Here is a 21,270-nt window from a genome sequence, read left to right as displayed (position 1 = left end):
AAAGGAGCCGAAGCTGCCTCACGGCGTAACGATACGCGTCGTGTCGACTTCCGCCAGAACCTTGGCGTAATCGTTCGACGCCTCTATGAGAGCCGGGCCAAACTGCGTGTTGCCCTGGATGAGAAGATCACCCTGGATCACCACTTCCGCGATGTCCTGATTAGTCACGGCGAAAGGTTTCGTGTGGATGTTCGTGCACAGATAGAAATCCGGCCCCAAGGTAGGGTTTGCAGTTTCGACGGCCCAAAACCGTTGACGATCCTCGTCAAAGGCGGCATCCACCTGAGGGCGATAGAAGCGCCCGCCGATATGAGGAGCGGTCACGTTCCACTTGTGCCCCATAGGCGCATAGCCGAACGTGCCGGCCGGCGTCGCGTGGTTCACGTCGATCATATCGTTTGTGACGATTTCGACTTTCTGCGGATCGAGATAGTCCCGCAGGAATTTCGGCCTGTCGGCTTCGTTGTTCGACAGATGCAGGAAGGCATCCTTTTGACGTTCGAACAACTGCTCCGGCGTCACTTCCGCGACGATGAGCAGCACACCGCCCGTATTGAGGCGAGGCAGACGGATGTTGAGGTCCACGAAGGTTGCGCCGTTGACAACGCTGTCGGTCAGGTTGGCGGCGTCCGTGGCATAGCGCTTACTCATGCCGAAGATGGTTGACGCCTCAGCGACCAGCATAGGGTCTTTCAAGAACTGGTCGGGGATGGAGATACCGTCCATCAGAAGGTTGATACACCACTCTTCCGAGTGACCGGCATACTGCTCCCGCAGCCGCGCGAATGCTTGGGTTTTCTTCGCTAGCTCGATGTTGGCGAGCGAGACGGTAATCCCGTTTTGTTGCATTTCCGCAAAAATCTGCGGGATTTTAGACACGTTGTCGGCCTGAATGGCGAAGCGTGTAGCATCGATACCAAGCCAGTTAGAGCCGGCAGCAAGCGTGCCGTCCGCCTCTTTAAAGGTGGCATTGGCTGCCACATAGGAGTTTACCGGATTGGCAGCGATACCCGTAACCGGCAGCTTGGCGTTGACGACGCTAAGCGCGACTTCGCCGTCCACCTTGGCCTCATCGAAGTTCGGCACGATATGCTTAAACATTTCGTGGTTCCAGAAGGCCGGAGCCAGATTGGCCTGAAGGCGAGTGCGCGGCGTCAACGCCTTCGAGCGGTTGGCCGCGCGATAGTTCCAGACCTGATTGTATGCTTCGATAATCGCCGTATTGATATTGCCGCCGACCTTATAATGAAGGCCCAGGTACGTGAGAATATCGTTACTGGCATAGGCCGGACCCACCATAGTTTCGATGAACGGAATAACGGTTTCGCCGTCAAGCGGCGGTTGGCCTTCATACGACCGATTGAGGACATCCAGCGACCCCTGGAAGCGGTCGAGAGCGAGCATTGGGATGACATATGCTTTCACGTCAACGCGAACGGCGTTCATCAAGATTTCAACCGTTTCTTCCAGTTCGAAGGAACAGCGGAGAGCGCCGTTTACAATGGCGTCTTCCCTGTGAAGACCGGCCGCGAAGATAGGCACCATCTTGCCGGCCGGCAGAGAGGTGATACCGCGACCCGTATGGACGCGGTTGGTGCGAGGAATGTCGATAGGCGCGACATGCTTGCGGGTATTGATCATTTGCGTTTGCCTTTCAGGCTTTTGAGGAACTTGCGAAGTTTCACGCGGCGGCGCATACAAGCGCCGCAACGCTTTTTGGGAGAGTTAGACATGTCAGCCCTGCTTAATGTCCTCGCGTTCATGACCATTGCCGTAATTGCCATGACCATGATTGGCGGCCTTGCCTCGCTGTTTTAATAACCCCATGGAGAAAAGTCGGGATTGGCCGACTTCCCCAAGGTTTTCCGCACCGAGTTTTGATACTCACGCGTTTTCTTAAACGCGTTTGGCGTATCGATCTCAGGACGATACTTGCGGAAGTTGTGGTAGAGCGTGGAACCGACGTTGATTACTGTCGCGGGGATCGTACCAAGATCACCCATGAAGCTTTCCCACGCATCACCGGACTTGATCCCGCCCGGTACTTCGATTCCGGACCCGACCGGAAACGGGCTGGTGATTTCGTCCTGAACGACCTTGGCCGGAACATCCGGCCCAAAGGGCATGCCAGGAGGGACCACTTTCGACAGAGCCGCGCCCGCCACGACGCGGCTAGCGCCGGCCGAGACGGGAACCCCGCCGATAGACGCCCGCAACCGCGCCGACGTATCGGCTTGAAGGTTGCGGAGCGTTTCCTGACGGATTTGGTATTCGAGTTGCGCGGTTTTTTCCGCCATTGGATCAACGCTTGCGATAGCAGAGCCGATTTGCCCGATGGCGTCAGCGATGAAGGCACCCGACGACAAGCCGGGATGGCTTGTCTGGGTGTAACCGGCAGACCCGCCGTTGCGGATCGCGGTCAAGGGATTGAACCCCGCCGCTTCCGCGTCTTTCGCCATATCCTTGTAGTTGATCTGGCTTGTCGTTTCTTCGTCCTCACCGAACAACGACCCGATCAGGCTAGCGCCTGCGGAGATGATTGGAGCCCACGGGATCGCCATTAGTCGAGAGACTTTGGCTTGCGGCTGTTGACCAGATCGATACCGATCAAGATAGCCGCAGCGACGCCTGTAACTACTTGATTAGCAAGATCAGCGTCGGCACCGTGGGAGACAAGTATTGCCGCCCCGGCAGTGCCGAGACGGTGAAGAAGAGGCTGAAGTAAATTGAAATAAATTTTCCGCATAGTTCCAGAACCATCGTTCCAGTTTCTATCTTATGCGACTTTCTGATGGGTGGAATTCTCAGCGTGAACCGACGGAAAGCCTCTCTGATTTTGCGTCGATCGGCTTAGCGTAGGATTTCGTCCCCTACAGCACCGAAATCCTCAAGACCATCAAAATGACCGCCTCGCCTCCCTTTTCGGCTTCCCCGATCGTCTCGCCAATGGCCACACGCCCGTGCTGTGATCTTCGGAGCCGGTCACGGCAGCACCTATCCCGGCGCGGCAAGCCGGTCTGCTGCATCGACGCCGGCGACATCCCGACCACCATGCATGCGGCGACTGAGGCCGAGCACAAGACCCCCGGCCGAACAGGCCGGTGCCTTCCGCTTTGTCAGCAAAAACCGAAACTTCCCGCCGAAGCGATCTTCGGGGTTACCAAAGCGGCTTTGCATCCGCGTTGATTGTTTGGGCCCCTCGCCCCGCAAGCGCCTGGTGTATATGCATGAGGGCGCGCGACAGCACTGGCCGTGGGCATGCGATGTTGAGGCGAACATGGCAGCCACCGTTCGACACGAACATCTCACCGCCTTCCAGTACGACGCCTGCTTTTTCCAGGAAGAAGCGCGTCAGGTTGATCGGCCGTGGGAAATAGGCCGACAAGTCGACCCAGGCGAGATAGGTCGCATCGGGGATCTTGAAGCGGGCTTGTTGCAGATGTTGGCCAAGGAAGGCCGCAACCATCCGAAAGTTTTCGTCGAGATAGGTGCATAGCGCGTCCAGCCACGCACCTCCATCTGCGTAAACCGCGACCGCCGCGGCAAGGCTGATCGGATTGACGAACGGATAGTGCCGCTCGCGCCACTGCGCGCGAAGCGACGGATCCGGGATGATGACGGTCGCGAGCATCAGTCCAGCGAGGTTGAACGTCTTGCTGACCGCCATACAGGTGACGATGTCCTTGCTGTCCGGAAACAGCTTCGCCAGCGGGAGGTGCCGTTTGCCCCGACGCAACAAATCGGCGTGAATTTCGTCCGACACCACACGAACGCCATTGGCGAAGCAGAATTCGCCCACACGGCGCAGTTCGTGCTCCGTCCAGGCGCGGCCGGTTGGATTGTGTGGGTGGCACAGGAAGAACAGCGTGACAGACGGGTCCTTCACCTTCGCCTCGAAATCGACGAAGTCGATTTCATAAAGCCCATCCTTCAAGACGAGCGCGGATGACACCAGTTCATGGCCGGTCTGAACGGCTGCGCGCTGGAAATAGCCATAGGCGGGCGTCAGGGTCAGAATTTTGTCCCCTGGCGCGCAAAGATACTCCGCAAGCGCATAGAGCGCCGGGATAACGCCCAGCGACACCTGCAAGGCCTCGCGTTCGAAGCGCCAGTCGTATCGCTCGACGCACCAGGCATGGAACGCGTCGTAGAGTTCGTCGCCCATGTTCATCGTGTACCCGAAGATCGGGTGCGCCAGCCGTTCCGTCATTGCATCGAGGGCAGCTTGCGGCGCGGCGAACTGCATGTCCGCGACCCACATCGAGATCAATTCAGATCGAGGGACTGGCAACTTCAAATCGGCGTCGCCGCCGAACAGATAGTTCTCGAAACCGTCCTCGGCCACGGCGTTGGTCGCGGTGCGTGGAATGATGCGGTCGAAGTCGAAGGTCATGGGTGCGCCAGTATCAACAGGACTGCGAGCGACGGCATTGCCGCCATCATGTTGGGAGGGCCGGCCGACATTGGACGGCCAATGACGACGCGATTGGCAAGAGTGGCGCCCGACAGGTCGCAGGAGGTGAATAGCTTGCTCATGGTAGTTGCGGGCGCCCGGTGTCGACAGGAAGGTTGGCTTGGAGGGACCTAGGCCTCGACGATCTCCAGCTTCGAGACCATCCGGATCGCCTTTGAGAAGTTCGCCAGGTTGACCGATGTCCTGGTGACGACGGCGTGAAGTTCTTCCAGCCGGTCGCGCGGGGCGTCGGTCGTCAGGCGAACGACGTAGCTGACCTCGTCGTAGCCGGGGTTGACGCTCTCATCGAGCCCGAGGAAACCGCGAAGGTCGAGTTCGCCGTCGGTCTCGATCTCGAGGCTGTGTACGGTGATGCCCATCGCCGCGGCATTGACGACGTAACCGACGGTCAGGCAGGCATTAAGCGCCGCCATCAGCAGTTCCTGGGGGTTGGGCGCCGAATTCTGGCCGAGCAGTTCGGTCGGCTCGTCCGCGGCGATCTCGAAGTTGCGCTGATGCTCCAAACCGCCCAGCGAATAGTGGCTGACGGTCGCGACGGAGCGGGTCTGGCCGGCCCACTTCGTCTTGACGTTGAACCGCGCGCTGCGCTTCGACGGGTCTTCGGCGACCCCCATTGCGAACTGTTGAAGGGCGGCAACATCGATGCCATTGGGGTCGATGCTATTGGGATTGTCAGTCATGTGAGAATGTCCTTGTTTCTGGATGTGGAGTGATGGTGGAAGAGGATCGACCCCAGGCGGCGGGTAGCCGCCTTTTTAGGTCGCGAGATGTGGTCACCACGGACTTTGTCGTTGCCGCTCCAACCCGACTAGTTGGTTGGCTCTCAAGGGAAATGGATGCCGCCACGGTTCACCGAACCCCGGGGCCCGACCGCGTGGCCGTTCTCAGGTGCCTTCTATGATGAGGCGGATGATGCCGTCGTCGATGACATCGCCGTCTTTGGTTGCCCAGTCGATGAAGCTGGAACCCTCCAGCAAACTTAACAGCATGAAGGCCTTCTGCCTGGCGCCGCACCCGAGTGGAATTTCGCCGCGGCCTATTCCCTGCTCGATGATCCCGCTCAGCCACTTGAGCTGAATGTCGAAGAAGCGTTTGGTCATCTTTTGCAGCCCAGCCGGGAGCGCCGACATTTCCGCGGCCAGCGCACCACACAAGGGCAAAAACCCGCTCTCGGTGCTCCTCCGGAACATTGCAAAGAAGGCTTCGAGACGTGCGATGACGCCACCGTTCTCGGCCTCGATCCGATCGAAGTCACGCCGGACCCGATCAATATAGGCTTCGACGATGGCGGTCCCGAGATCCTCCTTGGCGGGGAAATGATGGTGGATGGTCGGCTTGCTGATGCCCACCGTTTTGGCCAGATCGGCATAACTGAAGGCCGCATACCCTTTGGTCCGTATCAGACCCTCCGCGGTCCTTATCAGTGCATCACGTGTTCCGATTGCCATGGCCTTTCCATCCGCCTCGCCTCTTGGCGCGCGCCGTTCCAATTGCTTCACCTTACCGGTCGGCGCGCAGCCAGCCGATCGCTCGATCAAAGCTGCTCATAGGTTTCGAGCGCGCGGGAGGAATAGACGATAGGCCCCTCTCTCGCGTGGCGGCTTCCACCTTATGGAAGGCGCTCGTAACCGGCGGGTCGCATTTGCCAATCCGCCGACCCGCTTGACCAGCGCGCCCAGTCTTTCGTTCCAGGTGTCGGATTGTCCCGCCAGCATGAACTTTGACTCTCTTAACCTACCTACTAGTCGGTAGATAGAGGAGCGATCGCCATCTATCAAGCTGGGAACGTCTGTTTGACAGCGATCTTGGCCTGTCGGCTCCGGGCGGTCCTGGCCGAGGCCTATCTTATGCGACTTTCGGATGGGTGGATTCCGGCATCATGCCGGCGTGGCGCCGGGCGGCCTCACCTTGCGCAGGTGATCGACCTGATCGCAGGCCTCGGCAAACGGTGTCGTGTCTCTAAACCGCTTTGACAACCGTCCAGAGATACGACGTCGTCACAAAGCTGCATTCGGCGCTTCATACAGCTCGACCATGGTCAAACGCTGCCTCATCATCATCGACCTGCTGAATGAGTATCTCGACCTTTGGGACGCAGATAGGGCCGATCGACTGGTTCAGAATACCAACCGGTTGGTGGGCGCTTTCAGAAGTTTACAGCTCCCGGTTATCTGGGTGCGGCAGGAGTTCCGTTCGGATCTCAGTGACGCATTCCTTGAGATGCGCGACAAACGTATCGCCGTTACAATTCAGGACACGAGAGGTGCCCAGCTTCACGCGGGGCTCGATTGGCAGCCAAGGGATGCGACAATCATCAAGAAGCGTTACAGCGCGTTCTTCAAGACCGGGCTTGACGAGCTACTGGCGGAAATGGGCATCGATGAACTGGTCTTATGCGGCGTGAATACGCACGCCTGCATCCGAATGGCTGCGGTAGACGCCTATCAACGAGATTTCGGGTGGTCCTGGCCGAGGAATGCGTCGGCTCCTACGACGCAGAGCACGCGCGCGTCTCCCTGGATTACATGAACGGCAGGATAGCCAAAATAGTGACTGTTTCTGAGATCGTTAAAGCTCTCGGCGCAATCCAATGAACATCTCAAAGGCGCCGCAACCTGCCGTCAGACGGTCGTACCTCGAGTCACGGGACAGTAGCTTCCATGTTTCGGATGTAACCGAATTCCCCTTCTGGTGAAATTGTCCGGTAGTCCGCTGCTCCGATCATCGCGCTCCGGAAGTCAGGAGGATCGGATGGACAGTTATGACGTCGACAATTGTTTCGCTGCCGAGCGCCACAATCAGATTCGCGATAAGGCACGGGCCTTTGCGGAGGCCGAGATCCGGCCCCGTATATCTGCCATGGAAGCCTCGCGGTCTGTTGACTATGACCTATCTCGGCGGATCGCCCGCCACGGCTGGATCGGCATCACCATCGGCAAAGAATTTGGCGGCCTGGGTCTCGGGCATCTGGCCAAGACCATCGTCATCGAGGAAATCTCGCGCGTCAGCGGCGCCATGGGAGCGATGGTGCAGGCCTCGCAGCTAGGCGTCGCGAAAATTCTCCATTTCGGCAACGAAAGCCAAAAGCGGAAATGGCTTCCGGCCATCGCCAAGGGGGAATGTCTGCCGACCATTGCCGTAACCGAACGCCAGTCCGGCAGCCACGTGCTCGGCATGGCGTCCAGCGCAGAGCGCGACGGCGACGGCTATATCCTCAACGGCCACAAGACGTATGTCGGCAATAGCCATGTCGGCGATCTGCATGGGGTGATCGTCCGGACCGGAGGCGGCTCGAAGGGTCTGTCCGCGTTCCTCGTAGAGGCGGATCGCCCCGGCCTCTCACGCGCCGCACTGAAGCCGGCGATGGGCTTGCACGGCTTCGGTTTTGGGGAACTTGTCTTCGACAACTGCCGGGTCCCCGCTGAAAACCTGCTCGGCAAGGAGGGCGACGGCTTGGCTGTGGCCTATTCTTCCAGCATCCTCTACGGGAGGCCCAACCTGACCGCCGTCGCGCTCGGAATCCACCATGCGCTTGTCGACGAAACCGTGGCATTTGCCGCACAGCAGCACCGTTACGGCAGCCCTCTTTGCGAACTTCCGACCATTAAGCAGAAACTCGGCCAGATGCAGTCGCGGCTGATGACCGCCCGGCTCGCCGCCTATCACGCAGTGCATATGCTGGACCGCGCCGTGCCGTGTGACCCTGAACTGATAAATGCCAAGCTGATCAACGTCGAGCACGCCTTGGGTTCGGCCCGCAATGCCCTGGAGGTGCATGCCGCCTGTGGATTGTTCGCCGACCGACCCATCGAAAGATTGCTGCGGGATGCGCACCATATCTTCGCGCCGGCGGGCACCTCTGACGTGCAGCTCCTCAGGTTGGCAGAGTTCGCCTTGGGCACCTCGAAGACACAGTGGTCACAGCGGCTTGCTTCGTCGGCTGGATCGCAAGCGTATCGCCACCATGGATGCCCGGTCTCCTACCAGCCAGCTTCGCCCGAGGCAGCCACCCAGCGACAGGCCCGTATCAGCCCGACCTTTTCCTCGATTGCCGTGCCTACCCTCCCCGGCGCCATGTAGTATGGGGCGCCGGGCTGCCGGGCAATCTGATCGTTGATGAAGCGTTCCGCTTCGGCGTCGCGCGGCGGCGTCTGCCGCTCGACATTGGCAAGTTTCTCGAAAAGATTGGCGATCGCCTGCTGGTCGTTCCTGTCCATGGCAAGCAACTCCGATATCCAGGCGCGCCGCGTTCCGAAAGATTTTCGCGACGCGCTTCAAGTCTCTGTTCATGCATGTCGCTGCTCCAAAAATGCTGCCGCGACATGCATGGATTTGACGCGGCTATTCGCGCTCGCCGGTGAAGTTCAACAGCAGCTGGAAGATGTTGATAAAATTCAGATAGAGCGAGAATGCACCGAAGACGGCGAGCTTCTGCTGCGATTCCGCACCGAAGTTTTCAGCAAATTGCTCCTTGATCGTCTGGGTATCCCAGGCGGTGAGGCCGATGAACACGGCGATGCCGATCACCGAGATGGCGAACTGGAGCGCGGTCGAGCCGAGGAAGATGTTGACGATGCTGGCGATCACCACGCCGATCAGACCCATGATCAGGAAGGACGAGAACTGGGTCAGGTCGCGTTTGGTCGTGTAGCCGTAAAGGCTGGTCGCGCCGAACATGGTGGCGGCGATGAAGAAGGTGCGCGCGATGCTGGTCCCGGTGAACACCAGGAACACGGACGCCAGCGACAGGCCCATGACCGCACAGAATGCCCAGAACATCGCCTGAGCGCCGGCCGCGGACATCGTCTGCATCCGGAACGAGAACAGCAGCACGAAGGCGAGCGGTGCCAGCATCACCACCCACTTCAACGGAGTGGAAAAGATCGGCACGTAGAGGGCTGGCGTGGAAGCCACGACGAAGGCGATCACGCCGGTAACGACGAGGCCAACGCCCATGTAGTTGTAGACGCGCAGCATGTGCTGGCGCAGGCCTTCGTCATAGACGGCGCCGGTTTGGGCTCCAACGCCGGTGCGGTATCCTAGATTGGGGGTGTTCATGCGGGTTCTCCTTTGTGAAGGTCAGTAAAGCGTGTTGGCGAGCGTTTCTGCGGTGCGATCGAGATCGCGGACACCGCTTCGGGCGACGACTGCGTAAGCAACTTCGCCGATCTGGAAATAGGCCGAGGAAATTTCGCCCGACGGGGCGACGGTCGGCTGGACCACGTCGAACGTTCCGGGCCTGATCGCGAACAGCGAGACCAGTCCCAGGTCTGTTGTTTCGACAGCCATCTCGACGCTCGGGCCGAACTGCGATGGATAGATCTGGACGTCACGGACTTTCCAGTCCTTCGGCAGCGACGGCATGACGATCGCCGTGGCGGCGCGGATTTCGTCCGCATCGTAATCCGGCGCTTCGGGCTGGGATGACATCGCCTCGCGTATGATCGTCGTCCTGTGTGCCCGGATCGCCTCTTCCAGATAGACGGGCGGCTGGGTCGAGGCGACGACTTTCGTCACCGATATCGGCCCGACGATCCCGTTGGCCAACCAGCCCGCAGCCAGCAGGACTGCGACCGCCGCAGCCCGCTGCAACGTGCGCAAGGCGCGCCCTCGAGCCAGTCCCCGTTCCAGCCGCCGTGCCGCATCAGCCGTCGCCGGCCGCGCCATGCCCTTGCATCCGGCAAGCGCCAGGCGCAGTTCGTCGCGCGTCCTGAGGTCGGACATCACGCGGGCGGCAGCCTCCGGACGGGCGGACAGAAACGCCTCGACCTCAATGCGGCGGGCAACGTCTAGCTGGTCGTCGACATAGGCGTCGAGGTCGGCATCGGTCACCGGGTCGCGCAGTTCGCTCATCATGGACATCACGGGCCTCCCACGATCTTGAGGTGGCTTTTCGCATGTGCCGGCAATTTGTCCTCCATCTCGCGAAGCGCTGCGCGCGCCCTGCCGATGCGCGACATCAGCGTACCCAGCGGTACGCCGCTGGCCTCTGCCGCCTGGCTGTAGGTAAGTCCCTCGATGGCGACGAGATGCAGCGCCGATCGCTGCTCATCCGGCAATTTGAAAAAAGCTTCGCGCACCTGTGCCAGGCGAACGGAATGCTCCTGGGGTGCCTGCATGCTGGCGTCGGCAAGATATCCGGCCTGCTCGACGCGTACCGCTTCGGATTTGCGGGACCGCAGGCCGTCAATGAAAGCGTTGTGGACGATCGACAGCAGCCATGCGCGCAGGTTTCCGCCGGATCGAAAGGTGCCGCGCCGCTCATAGGCACGCACCAGCGCGTCATGCACAAGATCCTCTGCTTCCGCGCTGTCGCGCGTCAGAGAACGCGCGTAGCGGCGCAAAGAACCAAGCTGTCCTACGATATCGAAGCGTGGCATCGACCCTCTCACGTCCTGTTTACGGAGCATGGCAGGCTTTTAATCCCGCTCTTTGAGTTTTTTGAGTTTTTTGCGATCCGGGATGTCAGGCACAGCCGGTACAACGCCACCAGTGCGCGTACGGCTTCCTTGTCCGGGAATGAGCGGCCCTCCCCGCAGCCGCCTCAGTTCGCCGCGCGGTTTTAGCGCCACCGGGGATTTCGATGTTTATCCCTGAATTAATTTGTGACGCGAAAAATCGCGAAAGTGTCATCTTTTTCGGGGCACTTGCGAGTTATAGGCAGGAAACATTCACCGCCGAATCTTCCCTTCGCCGACGGCGCTTTGGGCCCGCTTTTGTTCAACGAATTTATCGACCCGACATGACAAGCCCCGACATGACAGGCAATGTGCCAGCCCAGCGGGATACCCGCATCGATGTCTTCCGCGCGCTGGCGCTGCTGACGATCTTCGTCAACCACGTGCCGGGGACGATCTTCGAGTATGTCACGCACAAGAATTTCGGCTTTTCCGATTCGGCCGAAGCATTCGTGCTGATTTCGGGGATTGCCGTTGGGCTCGCCTACGGACTGAAGTTCCAGCCGGGGAATCGGTTGCTCATCACCCTGAAGGCCTGGCGGCGTGCCGGTGTCCTCTATGTCACCCACGTCATGACCACTGTCGCGACGCTGGCGATCTTCTCGGCGGCTGCATTGCATTTCTCGCGGCCCGATCTTTTGAAGCTGATCAACATCCAGATGATCATTGAGGACACGCCGGAAGCGCTGCTCGGCATCGCGGCGCTCGGGCATCAGATCGGCTATAACAACATTCTTTCCATGTATGCCGTCGTACTTCTGATGATGCCGGTTTTCCTGTGGATCGGCACTTTCAGCCTGCGCCTGATGCTTGCTGCGTCCGCTCTCCTCTGGCTCATCGCCGGCATTTTCCAGATCGCGCCTTCGAATTTCCCCGGCGACGGCTTCTGGTTCCTGAACCCGCTCTCCTGGCAGTTTCTTTTCGTCATCGGCATCGCCGGCATGCTGCATATCAAGCGCGGCGGCGAAATCCGCTTCAACTGGATGATGGCGAGCGCGGCCGTCCTGTATCTGGTCGGCGCGCTGATCTGGGTGCGGCTGCCGCTGTGGGGCATCGAGACGGCCTCCGGCCTGCCTACTGTGCTGACTGGCTTCGACAAGACGTTCCTGTCGCTGTCGCGCCTCATGCACATTCTGGCGATCGCCTATCTGATCGTGGCAATCCCGGCGCTTTCCAACCTGGCGAAGACGAGGCCCGGACACCCGCTCGCGGTTCTCGGCAAGCATTCGCTGCCGGTCTTCATCGCCGGAACGATCCTCGCCATGATCGCGCAGGTCATGAAGGTCGTCAGCCCGGGCGGCCTCCTCTACGACGCGATCCTGATCTCGACAGGCATCGCGCTGCAGTTCGGCTTCGCCTACTACCTCGAATGGTTGCCGCGGATCGGTTGGGGCGGCAAGAAGCGGCAATCTGGAGCCGCCTTGCCGTCTGCTGCTCTCAAACCGGCATGATAGAACGGCGCGACGCGCCGTGCGATCAAGGCCTTTCGACGGTGCGAGCCTCGCCTCCAAGCCACGCTTTGGATTGCTGTGTCCAGTCTCCCGGTTGGCGGTTTCAGCCTGGCGCAAATGAAAACCGCTGGCGCAGCGCAGCCGATTTGCGTATCACTCCGCCGCCAACGGAAACCGCGCCGATGTTCGAAGACCTCCAGCCTGCCCCAGCCGACAAGATCCTCGCCTTGATCGGCCTCTATCGTGCCGATCCCCGCCCCGGCAAGGTCGACCTCGGGGTTGGCGTCTACAAGGATCGCGATGGCAAGACGCCGGTGATGCGCGCATTGCGCGAAGCCGAAAAGCGATTGCTGCAGAGCCAGGACACCAAGACCTATCTCGGCCTTGCCGGCGACACCGGCTTCAACACGGCGATGGCGAGGCTGGTCTTTGGCCCTGCGGCCGAGCTGACGCGCATCCGTGCGGCGCAGGCGCCCGGCGGCTCGGGCGCGCTGCGGCTGGTGGCCGAGCTGCTCAAGAGGACGCGATCCGACGCGACGATCTGGCTGTCGGACCCGACCTGGCCGAACCACATGCCGGTGATGCGCGCCGCCGGCCTGCAGATACGCGAATATCCCTATTTCGACGCAGTCTCAGGTGCTGTTCGCTTCGCCGACATGATGAGCGCGCTGGCGACCGCCAGGAGCGGCGACGTGGTTCTGCTGCATGGTTGCTGCCACAATCCGACAGGCGCCAATCTGGACATCGCGCAGTGGGCTGAAATAGCAGACATCGTCGTCGAGCGCGGCCTGCTGCCCTTTGTCGACATTGCCTATCAGGGGTTTGGCGAGGGCCTTGACGCTGACGCCGCCGGCTTGCGCCTGCTGGCAGCGAAAGTCCCGGAAATGGTGGTTGCCTCGAGCTGCTCGAAGAACTTTGCCGTGTATCGCGACCGCGTCGGCGCGGCGATGATCCTGGCAAAAGACAGCGCGCAGGCGGATGTCGCAATGAGCCAGATGCTGTCGGCGGCGCGCGCCATGTACTCGATGCCGCCGGACCACGGCGCGGCCGCGGTGCGCATCGTGCTTGAAGACGCCACGCTGCGCGCCGACTGGGAAGCGGAGCTCGAGGAGATGCGCCTGCGCATGCTGCGGCTTCGGGTGCAGTTCGCCGAAGCGCTGCGGCGGCAGTCCAATTCCGATCGCTTCGATTTCGTCGCCAGCCATCGCGGCATGTTTTCCCGGCTTGGCCTGTCCGAAGCGCAGGTCGAGCGGCTGCGCGCCGAGCACGGCGTCTATATGGTCGGCGACAGCCGCATCAACGTCGCCGGCCTGCCGGAGGACGGCATGGACGCGCTCGCCAAGGCGATCGTCTCCGTGCTCGACTGAGGTTTTGAGCAGCAGCGCTGTGGACAATCGCCCCTCGCCTGCCGACGGCGTTGGCTGCACCGTCGGACGCAGGGTAGCATTCGACCGATGAAACCTTCGAAAGATATTTCCCGGCTGATCGAGATCATGGCGGCGCTGCGGGCGCCGGAAACCGGCTGCCCGTGGGACGTCGAGCAGGATTTCTCGAGCATCGCGCCCTACACGATCGAGGAAGCCTACGAGGTGGCGGACGCTATCGCGCGTGGCGACCTGGACGATCTGCGCGACGAACTCGGCGACCTGCTGCTGCAGGTCGTCTACCATGCGCAGATGGCCGAGGAGGCCGGCGAATTCACCTTTGGCGACGTGGTCCAGGCCATCACCACAAAAATGATCCGCCGCCATCCGCATGTCTTCGGCGACGATGAGGCGCGCAGCGCCGGCATGGCCAAGGGCATGTGGGAGAAGATCAAGGCCGAGGAAAAAGCCGAAAAGCGAAACGCCCGCCTCGCCCGCGGGCACGATCCGGAGGATCATGGCAAGGGTTTTCTGGACAGCGTACCGGTCGCCCTGCCCGCTTTGACGCGGGCGCTCAAGCTGCAGGAAAAAGCGGCCCGCGTCGGCTTCGACTGGAGCGAGGCCGCGCCGATCCTCGACAAGATCGAGGAAGAGATCGGCGAGTTGCGCCAGGCCCTTGCCAAGGGCGATACGGCTTCGATCAAGGACGAGTTCGGCGACATGCTGTTTGCCGTCGTCAATCTCGGGCGTCATCTCAAGGTTGATTCCGAAGCGGCGCTCAGCGGCACCAACGAGAAATTCCGGTCGCGGTTCCACTATGTCGAGCAAGCGCTGGAAAGGTCCGGAAACACCCTGGAAAAGGCGACGCTCGACGAGATGGAGGCGCTTTGGCAGCAAGCTAAAAGCGCGAAGTAACAGAAATTACCCGTTGTTTTTACGGTGCAATCTGGCTTCTATCTCTTCGTGTGCGCTTCGCGTCGCTTTGAGCGACACGGTTATACCGCCATCTTCATTGTCGGTGCGCGAGACGACGTCGCCATTGCGGTAGAGCCAGTCGACGAACCCAAGCTGGTCAGGCTTGAGCGTGACGGTCTGCGTTTCCAGTTCGCCTGAAACTCGTGTCTCGATGATCGCCTTCAGCACATCGATGCCCTCGCCGGTGGCGGCCGATATGGCAATCGGCGGTGCCTTGCTGCCGTCGATGCCGTCGGCGAGCAACCGCTCCCGGTTGCCCGCATCGAGCCGATCGATCTTGTTCCACACTTCGATGACGCGCCTGCTGTCGCCGGCATCGACGCCGAGATCGGCGAGGATACGCTCGACATCCTCGGCCTGGGCGGCCGTGTCGGGATCCGAAATATCGCGCAAATGGATGACGAGATCGGCCTCGACCACCTCTTCGAGCGTTGCCCGGAAGGCCGCGATCAGATGCGTCGGCAGGTCCGAAATGAAACCGACGGTGTCCGAAAGGATGACCGGCGTGCCGTGCGGCAGCCGCACCCGACGCAGTGTCGGGTCGAGCGTGGCGAACAGCATGTCCTCGGCCAGCACCCCAGCTCCGGTCAGCCTGTTGAACAGCGTCGACTTGCCGGCGTTGGTATAGCCGACGATGGCCACGACCGGGAACGGCACCTTCTTGCGCTTGGCGCGGTGCAGGTCACGCGTGCGTCGCACTGTTTCCAGCTCGTGCTTGAGCTTGTTGATCTTGTCCTGCAGGACGCGGCGGTCCGATTCGATCTGCGTTTCGCCAGGGCCACCGAGGAAACCGGCACCGCCGCGCTGGCGCTCGAGGTGAGTCCAGCTTCGCACCAGCCGGCCCTTCTGATAGTTGAGGTGCGCCAGATCGACCTGCAGCGTGCCTTCCTTGGTCCGCGCGCGCTCGCCGAAAATTTCCAGGATCAGGCCGGTGCGATCCAGCACCTTGGCGTTCAATTCCTTCTCCAGGTTGCGCTGCTGCACCGGCGTCAGCGGATGATCGACAATGACCAGTTCGGCACGGCCCTCTTTGACGATCTCGGCGAACTCCACGACCTTGCCGCTGCCGAGCAGGGTGGCAGGCCGGGGATCATTGACGGTCACCACAGCGGTATGGATCGGGTCGAGGTTTATGGCTTGGGCAAGGCCAACCGCCTCGTCGTGGCGGGCCTCGGCAGATCGCGTCAGACGCGGACGATTGGTGTCCTCGTCGCCGCGCGGCTGGCGGGTAAGCACCGGCACGATGACCACGGCGCGGGTCGGGCCTTCGGCCTCCGCCCCCGGCTGATTTGCTGGTTTTTCGCGAACGCTGCGATCCGCGTCTTTCTTACGTGCCAATCAGGCGCCCTGGCTTTCCTCGCCATCGAACATCTGAACCGGCTGGCTCGGCATGATCGTGGAAATGGCGTGCTTGTAGACGAGCTGGGAGTGGCCGTCTCGACGCAGCAGAACACAGAAATTGTCGAAGGAAGTGACCACGCCGGTCAACTTCACGCCGTTGATGAGGAAGATGGTGAGTGGGTTTTTGCTTTTGCGAACTGAATTCAGGAACAGGTCCTGAAGATTTTGCGATCGTTCCGCCATTGTTCTTGTCTTTCGCCGATCCCCTTCGGTTTGCAGGCCAATGCGCCAAATTAACTGGCACATGTCAAGCGCGCAAACACCGTCTTGCCGTCAATAACGACAAGCAGAACGAGATATATTGATGTTCATTCCACCTGTGCGGTTATCAGGCTGGACTTTTTTCCGCAACGTCAAAAAAGGCGTGCCGCAAGGAAAGTGTTATCGAGCCTGGGTGGCCGTTGGCGACCGGAGCACCGTCGATCGCCACGATCGGCATGGCGATTGTGGTCGCGGAGCTGATGAAAACCTCGCGCGCGGCCTTGGCTTCGGCGACCGAAAAGCCCCGCTCCTCGATCTTCAGGCCGAGCTTGGCGGCCACGTCGAACAGCGTGGTGCGGGTGATGCCGCGCAGGATGCCGTGCTCGGCCGGACGCGTCACCAGCACGCCGTCCCTGGTGATGATCCAGGCGTTCGACGACCCACCTTCCTTGACGGTGCCGTCGGCATCGATGAACCAGGCTTCCTGGGCGCCGGCTTCCTTGGCCTTCTGCTTGGCGAGCACGTTTGGCAGCAGGCCGACTGACTTGATGTCGACCCGGTCCCAACGGTTCTCCGGCACGGTGATGACCTTGATTCCGCTTTCGGCCCTCCTGGCGGCAGCAGCGGGGTCGACTTTCCTGGCGGTAATCACCAGCGACGGCTTCGTGCCCGCCGGGAAAACAAAATCACGGCTGGCGACGCCGCGCGTCACCTGAAGATAGACCAGGCCATCGGCGACATGGTTGCGGCGGACCACCTCGCGCAGGATGATCGGCAACACGCCAGGGGTGACCGGCCAGTCGATCGACAATTCGGCCAGCGAGCGGTTCAGCCGTCCGAGATGGCGAGGCATGTCAACGATGAAGCCGCGCGCCACCTCGCAGACCTCGTAGACACCGTCGGCGAACTGATAGCCACGGTCCTCGATATGCACGAAAGCGTCGGCGTGAGCGACATAGCGCCCGTTCACATAAGCAATGCGCGGCATGGGTCACCCCTGAAGAAGTCAGCGCATGGCCCCCGAAAATCGGAATCCATTTTTCGGGGAAGACCATGCGCAAAAAACAAAATGCTACAGCGTCCGTTGCGCGTCCCGAAAGACGTGCGGCAGCGTTTCTTATGCGATTCCGCCGCCGCCGTAACCGATAATTGCGTAGGCCACGACCGGATTGGCTGTCAGACGCCCAGCGACTTCAGCTTCCGGTGAAGCGCCGAGCGCTCCATGCCGATGAACTCGGCCGTTTTCGAGATGTTGCCGCCAAAACGGTTGATCTGGGCGATCAGATAGTCCTTCTCGAACTGTTCGCGCGCCTCACGCAACGGCAGCGCCATGATGTGCTGATCGGATTGGTTTGGCGTGCGCGGCATGACATCGCCGATCTCGGCAGGCAAGAGATCGGCGGTGATCGGTGCGTCGATATCGTCGCCGCGCGCCAGGATCATCAACCGCTCGACGTTGTTGCGCAACTGGCGAACGTTGCCTGGCCAGTTGTGCGCCTGCAGCACCGCCAGCGCGTCGTCGCCGATGCGCCGCGGCCGGATGCCGGCCTGGCGAGCGATCTGCTTCATAAAATTGTCGACAAGATAAGGGATGTCCTCGCGCCGCTCGGCCAATCCCGGCACCATGACCGGAACCACCGCCAGGCGGTGATAGAGATCCTCGCGGAAACGACCGTCGGCGATCATCGCCTCCAGGTTCTGCGAGGTCGACGAAATGATGCGGACATCGACCTTGACCCGTTTGGTGCCCCCTACCCGCTCGAACTGCTGTTCGACCAGCACGCGCAAGATCTTGTTTTGCGTTTCGCGCGGCATGTCGGCCACTTCGTCGATGTAAAGAATGCCGCGATGGGCTTCCTCAAGCGCGCCGACCTTACGTTCGACACCGTTGGATTCGGTGCCGAACAGCTCGACCTCCATGCGTTCGGGCGTGATGTTGGCGGCGCTCAGCGTGACAAACGGGGCGCCCTTGCGCGCCGACAGCGTGTGGATGGCGCGTGCCGCGAGTTCCTTACCCGAGCCGGAGGGGCCGATGATCATGACGCGGCTGTTGGTCGGCGCGACGCGCTCGATGGTCTGGCGCAACTGGCTCATCGCCGACGACATGCCGATCAGGTCGAAGGTTTCGCCGCTGCGCAGCTTGAGATCCGAAACCTCGCGTCTCAGCTTCGAGGTTTCAATGGCACGTTCGGCGATGAGGATCAGCCTGTCGGCCTTGAACGGTTTTTCGATGAAGTCATAGGCGCCGCGGCGGATGGCCGAGACCGCCGTCTCGATGTTACCGTGGCCCGAGATCATCACCACCGGCAGGCTCGGATGCATCGTCTTGATCTCGTCCAGCAACGCCAGTCCGTCCAGACGCGAGCCTTGCAGCCAGATGTCGAGGAAAATCAGCCTCGGCGCCCGGTCGGCGATCGCCGCCAGGGCGCTGTCGGCATCGAATGCCGTGCGGGTTTCGTGACCTTCGTCGCTCAGGATACCGGCGACAAGCTCGCGGATGTCTTCCTCGTCATCGACGATGAGAATGTCAGACGCCATTATCGACCTTTTCAGTTTCTCTTTCGGGTTCCGTCCTGCCTTCGCCGCGCGACGGCACGGTGGCGGCGAGCGGCAGGATGATGCTGATCATCGCGCCTCGCCCGTCGTGGAAATCGGCCGGCGCATCATGCAATTCGAGCCGGCCGCCATGGTCCTCCACTATCTTCTTGACGATAGCGAGGCCGAGGCCGGTGCCCTTCTCGCGTGTCGTCATGTAAGGCTCGAGCAATCGCTGGCGGTTCTCGCGCGGCAAGCCCTTGCCGTTGTCGATGACATCGATGCGAATCGTACCATTCTGGCGCCCGGCTTGAATCCGGATTATGCCGTGCGAGCGGTCCTTTTGATCAAGTCCGTCAATCGCCTCGGCTGCGTTCTTGATGACGTTGCCAAAGGCCTGCGCCATCAGGCGGCTGTCGAACGTGCCTTTGAGCGGTTCGTTGCCGAATACGCGCTCGAAGGTGATATCGGAGCGGCTCACCTCGACGAGGAACGAGGCTTCGCGCAACGATTCGCGCAAATCGAGGGCCTTCATTTCGGGCTTGGGCATGCGTGCGAAAGCCGAGAACTCGTCGACCATGCGGCCGATGTCCTCCACTTGCCTAATGATCGTATCGGTGCACTGATCGAAAACCTCGCGGTCTTCGGTGATGACCTTGCCGTAGCGGCGCTTGATGCGCTCGGCCGAAAGCTGGATCGGCGTCAGCGGGTTCTTGATCTCGTGGGCGATGCGCCGCGCCACATCCGCCCAGGCCGAGGAACGCTGCGCCTGGACCAGATCGGTGATGTCGTCCACCGTCACGACATAGGATTTCTCCTCCGAACCGTCGTCGCCGGCCTCGACCGTGATCTGCACGTTGAAGGTGCGCTCCGCACCGGCGCGATAGAAGGTCACCTGTTCGCGATGGACAGGCTTGCCCGACTTGCGGCCGATCTCGAAGACGCGGCCAACATGCGGCAGCACGGCGGAGAGATTTTGCCCGAGTGCGGCGGTGGCGGATATGGCCAGCATCGTTTCGGCCGACCGGTTGACGATGGTGACGATGCCATACGGATCGACGCCGATAACGCCGGCGGTGACACCGGCAAGCACGGCTTCCGAAAAACGCCGCCGCTCGTCGATCAAATCCTTGGCGGACAGAATCTCGTTACGCTGCGATTTCAGTTCCAGCAGCATCTTGTTGAAGGTGTCGCCGAGCGAGGCGACGTCGCCGTCGGAGGGCCGAACCGGCACGGCAACGTCGAGATTGCCGGTCGCGACCTCGTCGGCCGCGCCGATGAGCTGGCGGATCGGCCGCACCAGGCGGTCGGCCACGGCGATGCCGGTCCAGATGGCGGACAGGATGATGATCAGCGTCAGCGACAAATAGGGAAGTGCAAAGGCCACCTGCGAGGTGCGGCGACTGTCTTCGAGGCCGCGATATTCGTCGCTGTTGGACCTGACAATCTGCCGCGCCTTGATCACCTCGGGATCGACGAGCCGGATGGTGTAGAGATAGAGCCCTTCGATCTCGCGCAGTTTGACGATGGCGCCCATGATGTTGCGCGTCTTCGGCTCGATCAGCACCGGCCTGCCGTCAGCGGCACCGCTCATGGCGCCTTCCGGCGGCTCCGGCATGGCAAAATCGGCGTCGGTCTTGGCGCTCATGACGAACGAACCGTCGGACCTGATCAGTGCGGCATGGGCCAGCGAGCGTCCAACGGCTTCCTTGTTCATCAGATCGAGGAAGCCGGTTCGATCGAGGCCGTAGAGCGTGCGGGAGGCGTCGAGATCGTAAGCCATCGACAGGGTCGTTCCCTGGAGGTTGCGCGCGTTCTCCTGCACATAGGCATCGGCTATCGACAGCGACGAATTGACGATCGTCTTGGTGCGGATTTCGAACCAGCGATCAAGACCGATATCGAGCGTGATCGAGGCGATGATCGCCACCATGATGGCGGGAATCGCGGCGACCAGCGCGAACATCGCGACGATCCGCACATGCAGCCGCGACGCCGCCTTGCCGCGCCGGCGCGCCATCACGATACGATGTACTTCGCGGCCAACCAGCGCGATCAGGAACAGGATGAACGCCGCATTGACGGCGATTAGCGCCAGCGTTGTGCTCTCGTCCGGCGTGATCGGCGTGGCACCGACGAGGATGGCGAAGGAGATCGCCGCCGTAACCAGCGCACCGGCAATTGCCACCACGCCCGGCAGCGCAAGCAGCCGGCGCCCGTCACTTGTGCGGGGTTCGCTGAAAAGCGTTTCGCTCAGTCTCGATGCCCGTGGAGCCATGTCGCCGTCTAGAGCCAGTGATTGCGTCGGATGTATGCAACGCATTGTGGCGATTATGCAACAAGTGTGGCCTGGACGGAACTGTTTCGGCGCTCGATCCCCCGGAAAAGGCTTCGCTCTGTCACACCGGCCC

20 protein-coding genes are annotated in these 21,270 nt (G+C 61.1%); 5 read left to right on the top strand and 15 right to left on the bottom strand.

What is annotated here, in order from left to right; translation table 11 throughout:
- Nucleotides 1–18 precede the first annotated feature (18 nt).
- The 6 genes from AC0L2R_RS02930 to AC0L2R_RS02905 all read right to left on the bottom strand — a co-directional run bounded on the left by AC0L2R_RS02930 (nt 19) and on the right by AC0L2R_RS02905 (nt 6,012).
- On the bottom strand, nt 19–1,641 hold the full coding sequence (locus AC0L2R_RS02930; protein ID WP_473507662.1) for a hypothetical protein: 1,623 nt from the start codon (nt 1,639–1,641) through the stop codon (nt 19–21).
- 173 nt (nt 1,642–1,814) lie between these two features.
- Nucleotides 1,815–2,507, bottom strand: coding sequence for a hypothetical protein (locus AC0L2R_RS02925; RefSeq protein WP_473507661.1), 693 nt, complete (start codon nt 2,505–2,507; stop codon nt 1,815–1,817).
- Between the two features lie 650 nt (nt 2,508–3,157).
- Entirely contained in the window at nt 3,158–4,393 is a 1,236-nt protein-coding gene (locus AC0L2R_RS02920; RefSeq protein ID WP_473507660.1) for a MalY/PatB family protein, read from the bottom strand.
- Complete coding sequence (locus tag AC0L2R_RS02915) at nt 4,390–4,536, bottom strand: hypothetical protein (RefSeq protein WP_473507659.1); 147 nt, start codon at nt 4,534–4,536, stop codon at nt 4,390–4,392. Before AC0L2R_RS02915 ends, AC0L2R_RS02920 begins: the two co-directional genes overlap by 4 nt.
- 48 nt (nt 4,537–4,584) lie before the next feature.
- Nucleotides 4,585–5,154, bottom strand: a complete 570-nt coding sequence (locus AC0L2R_RS02910; RefSeq protein WP_287230477.1) for an OsmC family protein — start codon at nt 5,152–5,154, stop codon at nt 4,585–4,587.
- 204 nt (nt 5,155–5,358) lie between these two features.
- The gene (locus tag AC0L2R_RS02905) at nt 5,359–6,012 is read right to left on the bottom strand and encodes a TetR/AcrR family transcriptional regulator (RefSeq protein ID WP_473507658.1); all 654 of its coding nucleotides are present in this window, start codon (nt 6,010–6,012) and stop codon (nt 5,359–5,361) included.
- 496 nt (nt 6,013–6,508) lie between these two features.
- Here AC0L2R_RS02905 and AC0L2R_RS02900 point away from each other — a divergent pair, with 496 nt between their 5' ends.
- Nucleotides 6,509–7,003, top strand: coding sequence for a cysteine hydrolase family protein (locus AC0L2R_RS02900; protein ID WP_473507657.1), 495 nt, complete (start codon nt 6,509–6,511; stop codon nt 7,001–7,003).
- 222 nt (nt 7,004–7,225) lie between these two features.
- On the top strand, nt 7,226–8,554 hold the full coding sequence (locus tag AC0L2R_RS02895) for an acyl-CoA dehydrogenase family protein (RefSeq protein ID WP_473507656.1): 1,329 nt from the start codon (nt 7,226–7,228) through the stop codon (nt 8,552–8,554).
- On the opposite strand, the gene AC0L2R_RS02890 is transcribed toward AC0L2R_RS02895, so the two are convergent.
- From AC0L2R_RS02890 to AC0L2R_RS02875, 4 genes are all read right to left on the bottom strand, one after another.
- Nucleotides 8,455–8,691 carry a DUF2076 domain-containing protein gene (locus AC0L2R_RS02890; RefSeq protein ID WP_473507655.1) on the bottom strand — a complete coding sequence of 79 codons (237 nt, stop codon included), beginning with the start codon at nt 8,689–8,691 and terminating at the stop codon, nt 8,455–8,457. The two genes, AC0L2R_RS02895 and AC0L2R_RS02890, sit on opposite strands and share 100 nt — an antisense overlap.
- A 124-nt stretch (nt 8,692–8,815) precedes the next feature.
- Nucleotides 8,816–9,532 (bottom strand): Bax inhibitor-1/YccA family protein, encoded by a 717-nt coding sequence (locus AC0L2R_RS02885; protein ID WP_091591079.1) that lies wholly within the window; start codon nt 9,530–9,532, stop codon nt 8,816–8,818.
- A gap of 21 nt (nt 9,533–9,553) precedes the next feature.
- Complete coding sequence (locus tag AC0L2R_RS02880; protein WP_023799216.1) at nt 9,554–10,327, bottom strand: anti-sigma factor family protein; 774 nt, start codon at nt 10,325–10,327, stop codon at nt 9,554–9,556.
- 8 nt (nt 10,328–10,335) lie between these two features.
- Nucleotides 10,336–10,854 (bottom strand): sigma-70 family RNA polymerase sigma factor, encoded by a 519-nt coding sequence (locus AC0L2R_RS02875; RefSeq protein WP_027153985.1) that lies wholly within the window; start codon nt 10,852–10,854, stop codon nt 10,336–10,338.
- A 362-nt stretch (nt 10,855–11,216) separates the two neighbouring features.
- Here AC0L2R_RS02875 and AC0L2R_RS02870 point away from each other — a divergent pair, with 362 nt between their 5' ends.
- The 3 genes from AC0L2R_RS02870 (at nt 11,217) to mazG (ending at nt 14,662) form a co-directional block, all read left to right on the top strand.
- On the top strand, nt 11,217–12,383 hold the full coding sequence (locus AC0L2R_RS02870) for an OpgC family protein (protein WP_473507654.1): 1,167 nt from the start codon (nt 11,217–11,219) through the stop codon (nt 12,381–12,383).
- Nucleotides 12,384–12,565: 182 nt separating this feature from the next.
- Entirely contained in the window at nt 12,566–13,750 is a 1,185-nt protein-coding gene (locus tag AC0L2R_RS02865) for an amino acid aminotransferase (RefSeq protein WP_473507653.1), read from the top strand.
- 87 nt (nt 13,751–13,837) lie between these two features.
- Nucleotides 13,838–14,662, top strand: coding sequence for a nucleoside triphosphate pyrophosphohydrolase (mazG, locus tag AC0L2R_RS02860; RefSeq protein ID WP_473507652.1), 825 nt, complete (start codon nt 13,838–13,840; stop codon nt 14,660–14,662).
- A 6-nt stretch (nt 14,663–14,668) separates the two neighbouring features.
- On the opposite strand, the gene hflX is transcribed toward mazG, so the two are convergent.
- The 5 genes from hflX to AC0L2R_RS02835 form a co-directional block, all read right to left on the bottom strand.
- Nucleotides 14,669–16,060: a GTPase HflX gene (gene hflX / locus AC0L2R_RS02855; RefSeq protein ID WP_473507651.1), complete on the bottom strand. Its 1,392-nt coding sequence runs from the start codon at nt 16,058–16,060 to the stop codon at nt 14,669–14,671.
- Nucleotides 16,061–16,306 carry an RNA chaperone Hfq gene (hfq, locus tag AC0L2R_RS02850; RefSeq protein WP_006202172.1) on the bottom strand — a complete coding sequence of 82 codons (246 nt, stop codon included), beginning with the start codon at nt 16,304–16,306 and terminating at the stop codon, nt 16,061–16,063.
- 145 nt (nt 16,307–16,451) lie between these two features.
- Nucleotides 16,452–17,312, bottom strand: a complete 861-nt coding sequence (locus AC0L2R_RS02845; RefSeq protein ID WP_473507650.1) for a D-amino-acid transaminase — start codon at nt 17,310–17,312, stop codon at nt 16,452–16,454.
- Nucleotides 17,313–17,500: 188 nt separating this feature from the next.
- Nucleotides 17,501–18,862, bottom strand: a complete 1,362-nt coding sequence (ntrX, locus tag AC0L2R_RS02840; protein ID WP_027153990.1) for a nitrogen assimilation response regulator NtrX — start codon at nt 18,860–18,862, stop codon at nt 17,501–17,503.
- Nucleotides 18,852–21,137, bottom strand: a complete 2,286-nt coding sequence (locus tag AC0L2R_RS02835) for a sensor histidine kinase NtrY-like (RefSeq protein WP_473507649.1) — start codon at nt 21,135–21,137, stop codon at nt 18,852–18,854. Before AC0L2R_RS02835 ends, ntrX begins: the two co-directional genes overlap by 11 nt.
- Nucleotides 21,138–21,270: the final 133 nt, after the last annotated feature.

The sequence above is a fragment of the Mesorhizobium sp. WSM4820 genome (assembly GCF_055811075.1).
The sequence above is the reverse complement of the archived record's forward strand: the minus strand, read 5'-3'. Positions and strand labels throughout refer to the sequence as shown.

What these genes read in the sequence shown, in the direction of transcription:
- AC0L2R_RS02930 (WP_473507662.1), bottom strand. Translation starts at nt 1,641, where the DNA reads ATGATCAATACCCGCAAGCATGTCGCGCCTATCGACATTCCTCGCACC.
- AC0L2R_RS02920 (WP_473507660.1), bottom strand. Translation starts at nt 4,393, where the DNA reads ATGACCTTCGACTTCGACCGCATCATTCCACGCACCGCGACCAACGCC.
- AC0L2R_RS02915 (WP_473507659.1), bottom strand. Translation starts at nt 4,536, where the DNA reads ATGAGCAAGCTATTCACCTCCTGCGACCTGTCGGGCGCCACTCTTGCC.
- AC0L2R_RS02910 (WP_287230477.1), bottom strand. Translation starts at nt 5,154, where the DNA reads ATGACTGACAATCCCAATAGCATCGACCCCAATGGCATCGATGTTGCC.
- AC0L2R_RS02900 (WP_473507657.1), top strand. Translation starts at nt 6,509, where the DNA reads ATGGTCAAACGCTGCCTCATCATCATCGACCTGCTGAATGAGTATCTC.
- AC0L2R_RS02895 (WP_473507656.1), top strand. Translation starts at nt 7,226, where the DNA reads ATGGACAGTTATGACGTCGACAATTGTTTCGCTGCCGAGCGCCACAAT.
- AC0L2R_RS02890 (WP_473507655.1), bottom strand. Translation starts at nt 8,691, where the DNA reads ATGGACAGGAACGACCAGCAGGCGATCGCCAATCTTTTCGAGAAACTT.
- AC0L2R_RS02885 (WP_091591079.1), bottom strand. Translation starts at nt 9,532, where the DNA reads ATGAACACCCCCAATCTAGGATACCGCACCGGCGTTGGAGCCCAAACC.
- AC0L2R_RS02880 (WP_023799216.1), bottom strand. Translation starts at nt 10,327, where the DNA reads ATGAGCGAACTGCGCGACCCGGTGACCGATGCCGACCTCGACGCCTAT.
- AC0L2R_RS02875 (WP_027153985.1), bottom strand. Translation starts at nt 10,854, where the DNA reads ATGCCACGCTTCGATATCGTAGGACAGCTTGGTTCTTTGCGCCGCTAC.
- AC0L2R_RS02870 (WP_473507654.1), top strand. Translation starts at nt 11,217, where the DNA reads ATGACAAGCCCCGACATGACAGGCAATGTGCCAGCCCAGCGGGATACC.
- AC0L2R_RS02865 (WP_473507653.1), top strand. Translation starts at nt 12,566, where the DNA reads ATGTTCGAAGACCTCCAGCCTGCCCCAGCCGACAAGATCCTCGCCTTG.
- mazG (WP_473507652.1), top strand. Translation starts at nt 13,838, where the DNA reads ATGAAACCTTCGAAAGATATTTCCCGGCTGATCGAGATCATGGCGGCG.
- hfq (WP_006202172.1), bottom strand. Translation starts at nt 16,306, where the DNA reads ATGGCGGAACGATCGCAAAATCTTCAGGACCTGTTCCTGAATTCAGTT.
- AC0L2R_RS02845 (WP_473507650.1), bottom strand. Translation starts at nt 17,312, where the DNA reads ATGCCGCGCATTGCTTATGTGAACGGGCGCTATGTCGCTCACGCCGAC.
- ntrX (WP_027153990.1), bottom strand. Translation starts at nt 18,862, where the DNA reads ATGGCGTCTGACATTCTCATCGTCGATGACGAGGAAGACATCCGCGAG.
- AC0L2R_RS02835 (WP_473507649.1), bottom strand. Translation starts at nt 21,137, where the DNA reads ATGGCTCCACGGGCATCGAGACTGAGCGAAACGCTTTTCAGCGAACCC.